This is a genomic window from Pseudomonas sp. 2822-17, from assembly GCF_002742485.1.
Lineage (GTDB): Bacteria > Pseudomonadota > Gammaproteobacteria > Pseudomonadales > Pseudomonadaceae > Aquipseudomonas > Aquipseudomonas cyclaminis.
Map to the genome: position 1 here is coordinate 1 of NZ_LJRZ01000079.1, position 296 is coordinate 296.

The following is a 296-nucleotide window of genomic DNA, read 5'->3' on the forward strand; positions in this document are numbered from 1 at the left end:
CGGTTATCCCATAGAACATTCGACGAAGAAATCGTTGTTCGTCCAGTTGGAACCTTTCAAGCTGCTGAACAATCAGAGTTGTATTGGCCAGAATCACCTGAGCGTTTTAATGACATATTTATATTAGCGGACGATGTGTTTCGAGAACACCTACTTCCATTGGACAATTTCGTATACAATGTTCTTATTTACAGCACTTATGATTATATGGGATTAGATATAAGTGATGCGTTTAAACTATTACCCATTCAACGCATGTTACGAACGGAATATATTCGCGCTACTGAAAGCACAGA

The 296-nt window shown here is 38.5% G+C and carries 1 protein-coding gene; it reads left to right on the forward strand.

Annotated features, from left to right (window positions below):
• Positions 1 to 296, forward strand: a 296-nt coding sequence (locus tag AOA60_RS33205; RefSeq protein ID WP_218240475.1) for a hypothetical protein, incomplete at both ends; no start/stop codon positions are given.